Source organism: Microbacterium sp. zg.Y909, from assembly GCF_024626565.1.
In genome coordinates this window covers 1-5,635 of record NZ_JANJFJ010000285.1, presented here as the reverse complement: position 1 = coordinate 5,635, position 5,635 = coordinate 1, and the positions used below count along the sequence as shown (strand labels likewise).

Below are 5,635 nucleotides of genomic sequence, written 5' to 3'. Positions count from 1 at the left end.
CGATCACCGCGTCGTCCTGGCCGTCCTCGGCGAGGCCGGCATCCTCACCCCACACAAGGAGACCGCATCATGACCACCGCCACCTTCCCCGACGGCACGATCCTCGGCTACCCGCGCATCGGGCGGCACCGCGAACTCAAGACCGCCGTCGAAGCGCACTGGGCCGGATCCCTCGACGAAGCGGGTCTGGAGCGCGCCGCCGCCGACCTGCGCCGTGGCACGCGCGAGCGGCTCGTCGAACTCGGGCTCGCGCGGGAGGACTCGTCCGTCCCGGAGAGCTTCTCGTTCTACGACCAGGTGCTCGACGCCGCGGTCGCCGTCGGTGCTCTGCCCGCACGCTTCGCCGACCTGCGTGACGGTGACGGCACCATTCCGCTGTCGGCATACTTCGTCGCCGCGCGCGGTGACGGCGACCGGGCGCCGCTCGAGATGACGAAGTGGTTCGACACGAACTACCACTACCTCGTGCCCGAGATCGGTCCTGAGACCGCGTTCGCGCTGTCGACGGACCGCTTCGCCCGCCAGGTCGCCGAGGCGAAGGCCGACGGCGTGACCGTTCGCCCGGTCGTCGTAGGGCCCGTCACCCTCCTCGCGCTGGCCAAGGCGACGGATGCCGCGCCCGAGGGCTTCGACCCGCTCAGCCGCCTCGAGGACCTGCTGCCGGTGTACCGGGATCTCCTCGCGACCCTGCGTGCAGCCGGAGCGGAGTGGGTGCAGCTCGACGAACCCGCACTCGTGAGCGAGAGCCTGCCGGCGGCGCCGGAGCGCCTGGCCGAGGCGGCTGCGCGCGCCTACGCCGTGCTGGGTTCGGCAGCTGACCGTCCCGCCATCCTGGTCGCCGCCGGCTACGCGCAGCTCTCCCCTTCGGCGTGGGCGGGTCTGGCCGCCGCTCCCATCGAGGCCATCGCAGTCGACCTGCACCGCGGCTCCGTGCTGCCCGTCGTCGACGGGCTGGGGGACAAGATCCTCGTGGGCGGCGTCATCGACGGCCGGAACGTCTGGCGCGGCGATCTGGATGCCGCGTGGGAGCGTCTCGCTGCGCTGCGCAGCCTCGGTGCCGCAGGAGTGGCCGCAGCCACTTCCACCTCGCTCCAGCACGTGCCGCACGACGTCTCGGACGAGCCCGATCTCGATCCACGCCTGGCGTCGTGGCTGGCCTTCGCCGATCAGAAGGTCGGTCAAGTGGTGACCCTCGCGCGCGGCCTCTCGCGGGGCAGGGCGGCGATCGAGGACGAGCTCCACGCCGCTTCACGCGCGCTGGACGACCGGCGTGCGGCGCCGGGGGTGCGCGACGGCTCTGTCCGCGCCCGCGCCGCGGGGCTCGCGCCGGGCGACTACCGTCGCGCGGCGGCCGGCGACCGCGAAGAGGCACAGCGCGCGGCGCTGGGACTGCCCGTGCTTCCGACCACGACCATCGGCTCGTTCCCGCAGACCCCCGAGATCCGCCGCGCCCGCGCCGCGCACGCTGCGGGGCGCCTGGATGGCGAACAGTACCGGGAGTTCCTCCGCGAGGAGATCCGGCAGGTGATCGCACTGCAGGAGCAGCTCGAGCTCGACGTGCTCGTGCACGGCGAGGCGGAGCGCAATGACATGGTGCAGTACTTCGCCGAGAACCTCGACGGGTTCGCCGTGACGCGCAACGGATGGGTGCAGTCGTACGGCTCACGCGCGACCCGGCCGTCGATCCTCTGGGGCGACGTCGCGCGTCCGGCCCCGATCACCGTCGCCTGGTCGGCCTACGCACAGAGTCTCACCGCGAAGCACGTCAAGGGCATGCTCACGGGCCCGGTGACGATCCTCGCGTGGTCGTTCGTGCGCGACGACCAGCCGCTCGCCGAGACCGCAGACCAGGTCGCGCTCGCGCTGCGCGACGAGATCGCCGACCTCGAGGCCGCGGGCCTGCGCATCGTGCAGGTCGACGAGCCCGCGCTGCGGGAGCTGCTGCCGCTGAAAGCGGCCGATCAGCCGGCGTACCTCGACTGGTCCGTCGCGTCGTTCCGGCTCGCCACCGCCGGCGCCGCTGCGACCACCCAGGTGCATACGCACCTCTGCTACTCGGAGTTCGCGGTCGTCATCGAGGCGATCGCGGCGCTCGATGCCGATGTCACCTCGATCGAGGCCGCACGCAGCCGCGGCGAGGTCATCGCCGACATCCGCCGCTCCGGCTTCGCCCGCGGCGTCGGGCCTGGCGTCTACGACATCCACTCTCCGCGCGTGCCGTCGACGGACGAGATCGCGGCGCTGCTTCGACGAGCGGTCGACGAGCTGCCCGTGGGACAGGTGTGGGTCAATCCGGATTGCGGGCTCAAGACGCGCGGCTACGAGGAGACGGTGCAGTCGCTGCGGAATCTGGTCGCGGCAACGCGCAGTGTGCGCGATCAGGTGGCCGCGCGCGTGTGACGCGAGCGGCGGTGCCCGCCGACGGGCGTCGACCGCCCGCCGGTGGGGCGACGCAGGAGGGGATGCCGCGGTCGTCGCGGCATCCCCTCCCTGTCGTTCTGCGTCAGATCGCCCGCAGGACCGCCACGATCTTGCCCAGCACGACGGCTTCGTCGCCCAGGATCGGTTCGAAGGCGCTGTTGCGCGGCAGCAGCCACGTGTGACCGTCGCGCTGACGGAATGTCTTCACGGTCGCCTCGCCGTCGAGCATCGCCGCGACGATGTCGCCGTTCTCAGCGGTCGCCTGGGAGCGGACGACCACCCAGTCGCCGTCGCAGATGGCGGCGTCGATCATCGACTCGCCGCTCACCTTGAGCATGAACAGGTCGCCCTTGCCGACCAGCTGACGCGGCAGCGGGAAGATCTCCTCGACCTGCTGGTCTGCGGTGATGGGGACCCCCGCGGCGATGCGTCCGACCAGCGGCACCAGGGCGGCGTCGCCCACCGACGGTGCCGCGTCGGCCGGGTTCTCGCCGGCGGAGCCGGGCAGGTCGATCAGCACCTCCATGGCGCGGGTCTTGCCGGCGTCGCGGCGCAGGTACCCGCTCAGCTCGAGCTGGTTGAGCTGGTGGGTGACGCTCGAGAGCGACTTCAGCCCGACCGCGTCGCCGATCTCCCGCATGCTCGGCGGGTAGCCGTGGCGCGCGATCGACCGCTGGATCACCTCGAGGATCGCGAGCTGCTTCTCGCTCAGGCTCTTGCGTCGGCGCGTGTGCGGCTTGTCCTGAGCCCGCTCACGGCCGGCCGGTGTCGCGTCGGTCATCGCCCTCTCCCGTCTCGCCGCATGGGGCAGCGTCTTCGAATGTCGGAGGTCCGTGGTGGGGTGCTCCTATCGAAACCGTATCCGGTGACGGATGCCGACAGGTCGAGGTGCGCGCGTGTCGCGTGCGATCGATCTGCGAGCGAGTTTCGTGCTTGACAGCCTATAACTTCGAAGATAACTTCGGAAGAGAACTTCGCATCCGGCTCTCCCGGCCGAGAGTCGGATGCGAAGATCGCGACACAGGAGGACTCATGACCACCATCCAGCTCGCCGGACCCACGCCGTCCGCCACGCGGCTGCGGATCACCTCTCGCGGTCGACGCGTGCTCGTCGGCATCGCCGCGCTGCCCGCCGTCGCCGCCGTCGCGGTCGCCGTGCTCAGCGGAGGGGGAGCGCTGGCGACGGTCTCCGACTCGGCACCCGCCGGCAGCTTCGAGACCGTGACAGTCGCCACGGGCGAGTCCCTCTGGGGCATCGCCGAAGAGGTGGCACCGCAGGCCGATCCGCGCGACGTCATCGACGCCATCGTGCGCCTCAACGCGCTCGAGACCTCGGCCGTCGCCGCCGGGCAGCGCCTGTCGATCCCGCTGGAGTACTCCGCCGACCGCTGATCGCGCCATGCGCTCTAGCATGGGAGGGGTGATCGTGTCTCTTGACGACCTGCCCCTCCGCGCGGATCTGCGTGGCCAAACTCCGTACGGCGCACCCCAGGCGGCTCTGCCCGTCGCCCTGAACGTCAATGAGAACACCCATCCCGTCCCTGACGAGGTGGCCGGTGACATCCTCGACTCGGTGGCCCGGGCGCTCCGCGAGATCAACCGCTATCCCGACCGTGAGTTCACGGCGCTGCGCGAGGGTTTCGCCGAGTACCTCGGGCACGGCCTCGGCCCTGAACAGATCTGGGCGGCCAACGGCTCGAACGAGGTCCTGCAGCACGTGCTGCAGGCGTTCGCCGGCCCGGGACGCACCGCCTTCTCCTTCGCCCCGACGTACTCGATGTACCCGCTGCTCACCCGAGGGACGGGGGCCTCGTGGATCGCCGGCCACCGGGCGCACGACTTCACCCTGAGCCCGTCCGACGCGGCGTCCCAGGTCGCCGACGCATCGCCGGACGTCATCTTCCTCTGCGCGCCGAACAACCCGACGGGCACGCCGCTGCCGCTCGACGTCGTCGAGGCGGTCTACGAGGCCAGCCACGGGATCGTCGTCGTCGACGAGGCATACGCGGAGTTCGCGCCCCACGAGCAGCAGTCGGCGATCACGTTGCTGCCGGGCAGGGAGCGCCTCGTCGTCTCACGCACCATGAGCAAGGCCTTCGCTTTCGCCGGCGCCCGGGTGGGCTACCTGGCCGCCGATCCGGCGCTGATCGACGCCCTGCGGCTCGTGCGTTTGCCGTACCACCTGAGCGCGCTCACGCAGGCGGCGGCGACGGCGGCCCTTCGACACGCGCCCGTCATGCTCGGCATGGTCGACGAGATCGTCGCGCAGCGCGACCGCATCTCCGCCACCCTCCAGGCGCTCGGGTACGAGCCCCACGAATCGTGGACCAACTTCGTGCTCTTCGGGGGCGTGGATGATCCCGCCGCGACCTGGCAGGCGCTGTACGACCGGGGGGTGCTCATCCGCGATGTCGGCATCCCGGGGCACCTGCGGGTGACGGCGGGCACCGAGGCCGAGACCACCGCGTTCCTCGACGCGCTGGCCTCGATAGACTCGACGCCATGACCCGTCCCGAGGCGCGTACCGCGTCTGTGCGCCGCGCGACCAGCGAGTCCACCGTCGAGCTCGAACTCGATCTCGACGGCACCGGCCGCAGCCACATCGACACGAGCGTGCCGTTCTTCGACCACCTGCTGACCGCCTTCGCGAAGCACTCGCTGACCGATCTCACCGTGCGTGCATCAGGCGACACCGACATCGACGCCCACCACACCGTCGAGGACGTCGCAATCGTGCTCGGTCAGGCGATCCGCGAGGCACTCGGCGACAAGAGCGGCATCTCGCGGTACGGCGACGCCCTGGTGCCGCTGGACGAGGCGCTCGCGCAGGCGGTCGTCGACATCAGCGGACGCCCCTACCTGGTGCACACCGGTGAGCCCGCCGGGTACGAGTTCCACCTCATCGGCGGCCACTTCACCGGCTCGCTGGTGCGGCACACGTTCGAGGCGATCGCCTTCCACGCCGGTATGACCGTGCACGTCACCGTGCTGGGTGGTCGTGACCCCCACCACATCGCCGAGGCGGAGTACAAGGCGTTCGCGCGCGCGTTCCGCCAGGCCAAGGCCCTCGACCCGCTCGTGCAGGGCGTGCCCAGCACGAAGGGCGCGCTGTGAGCGACGCCCCCGACCGGCCGCTCGTCGCGGTGCTCGACTACGGGTCGGGCAACGTGCACTCCGCGGTGAAGGCACTCATCGCCGCCGGTGCCGACGCCCG

At 71.2% G+C, this 5,635-nt stretch carries 5 protein-coding genes and 1 pseudogene; 5 read left to right on the top strand and 1 reads right to left on the bottom strand.

The window, feature by feature from the left end:
* Positions 1-69: 69 nt before the first annotated feature.
* Positions 70-2,400, top strand: a complete 2,331-nt coding sequence (gene metE / locus NQ160_RS17225) for a 5-methyltetrahydropteroyltriglutamate--homocysteine S-methyltransferase (protein WP_257516381.1) — start codon at positions 70-72, stop codon at positions 2,398-2,400.
* A 103-nt stretch (positions 2,401-2,503) separates the two neighbouring features.
* Here metE and lexA read toward each other — a convergent pair whose 3' ends face one another.
* Positions 2,504-3,202: a transcriptional repressor LexA gene (gene lexA / locus NQ160_RS17220; protein ID WP_257516380.1), complete on the bottom strand. Its 699-nt coding sequence runs from the start codon at positions 3,200-3,202 to the stop codon at positions 2,504-2,506.
* Between the two features lie 251 nt (positions 3,203-3,453).
* Here lexA and NQ160_RS17215 point away from each other — a divergent pair, with 251 nt between their 5' ends.
* The 4 genes and pseudogenes from NQ160_RS17215 to NQ160_RS17200 all read left to right on the top strand — a co-directional run.
* The gene (locus tag NQ160_RS17215) at positions 3,454-3,813 is read left to right on the top strand and encodes a LysM peptidoglycan-binding domain-containing protein (RefSeq protein ID WP_257516379.1); all 360 of its coding nucleotides are present in this window, start codon (positions 3,454-3,456) and stop codon (positions 3,811-3,813) included.
* Between the two features lie 19 nt (positions 3,814-3,832).
* Positions 3,833-4,927 carry a histidinol-phosphate transaminase gene (locus tag NQ160_RS17210; RefSeq protein ID WP_257516382.1) on the top strand — a complete coding sequence of 365 codons (1,095 nt, stop codon included), beginning with the start codon at positions 3,833-3,835 and terminating at the stop codon, positions 4,925-4,927.
* Entirely contained in the window at positions 4,924-5,535 is a 612-nt protein-coding gene (gene hisB, locus NQ160_RS17205; RefSeq protein WP_257516378.1) for an imidazoleglycerol-phosphate dehydratase HisB, read from the top strand. Before NQ160_RS17210 ends, hisB begins: the two co-directional genes overlap by 4 nt.
* Positions 5,532-5,635: pseudogene (locus tag NQ160_RS17200) on the top strand (imidazole glycerol phosphate synthase subunit HisH); the annotation flags it as partial. The gene hisB and the pseudogene NQ160_RS17200, both read left to right, overlap by 4 nt.

Bases quoted from the DNA above. Each gene is read 5' to 3' on its own strand.
- NQ160_RS17210 (WP_257516382.1), top strand. From the start codon at position 3,833: ATGGGAGGGGTGATCGTGTCTCTTGACGACCTGCCCCTCCGCGCGGAT.
- hisB (WP_257516378.1), top strand. From the start codon at position 4,924: ATGACCCGTCCCGAGGCGCGTACCGCGTCTGTGCGCCGCGCGACCAGC.
- NQ160_RS17215 (WP_257516379.1), top strand. From the start codon at position 3,454: ATGACCACCATCCAGCTCGCCGGACCCACGCCGTCCGCCACGCGGCTG.
- lexA (WP_257516380.1), bottom strand. From the start codon at position 3,202: ATGACCGACGCGACACCGGCCGGCCGTGAGCGGGCTCAGGACAAGCCG.
- metE (WP_257516381.1), top strand. From the start codon at position 70: ATGACCACCGCCACCTTCCCCGACGGCACGATCCTCGGCTACCCGCGC.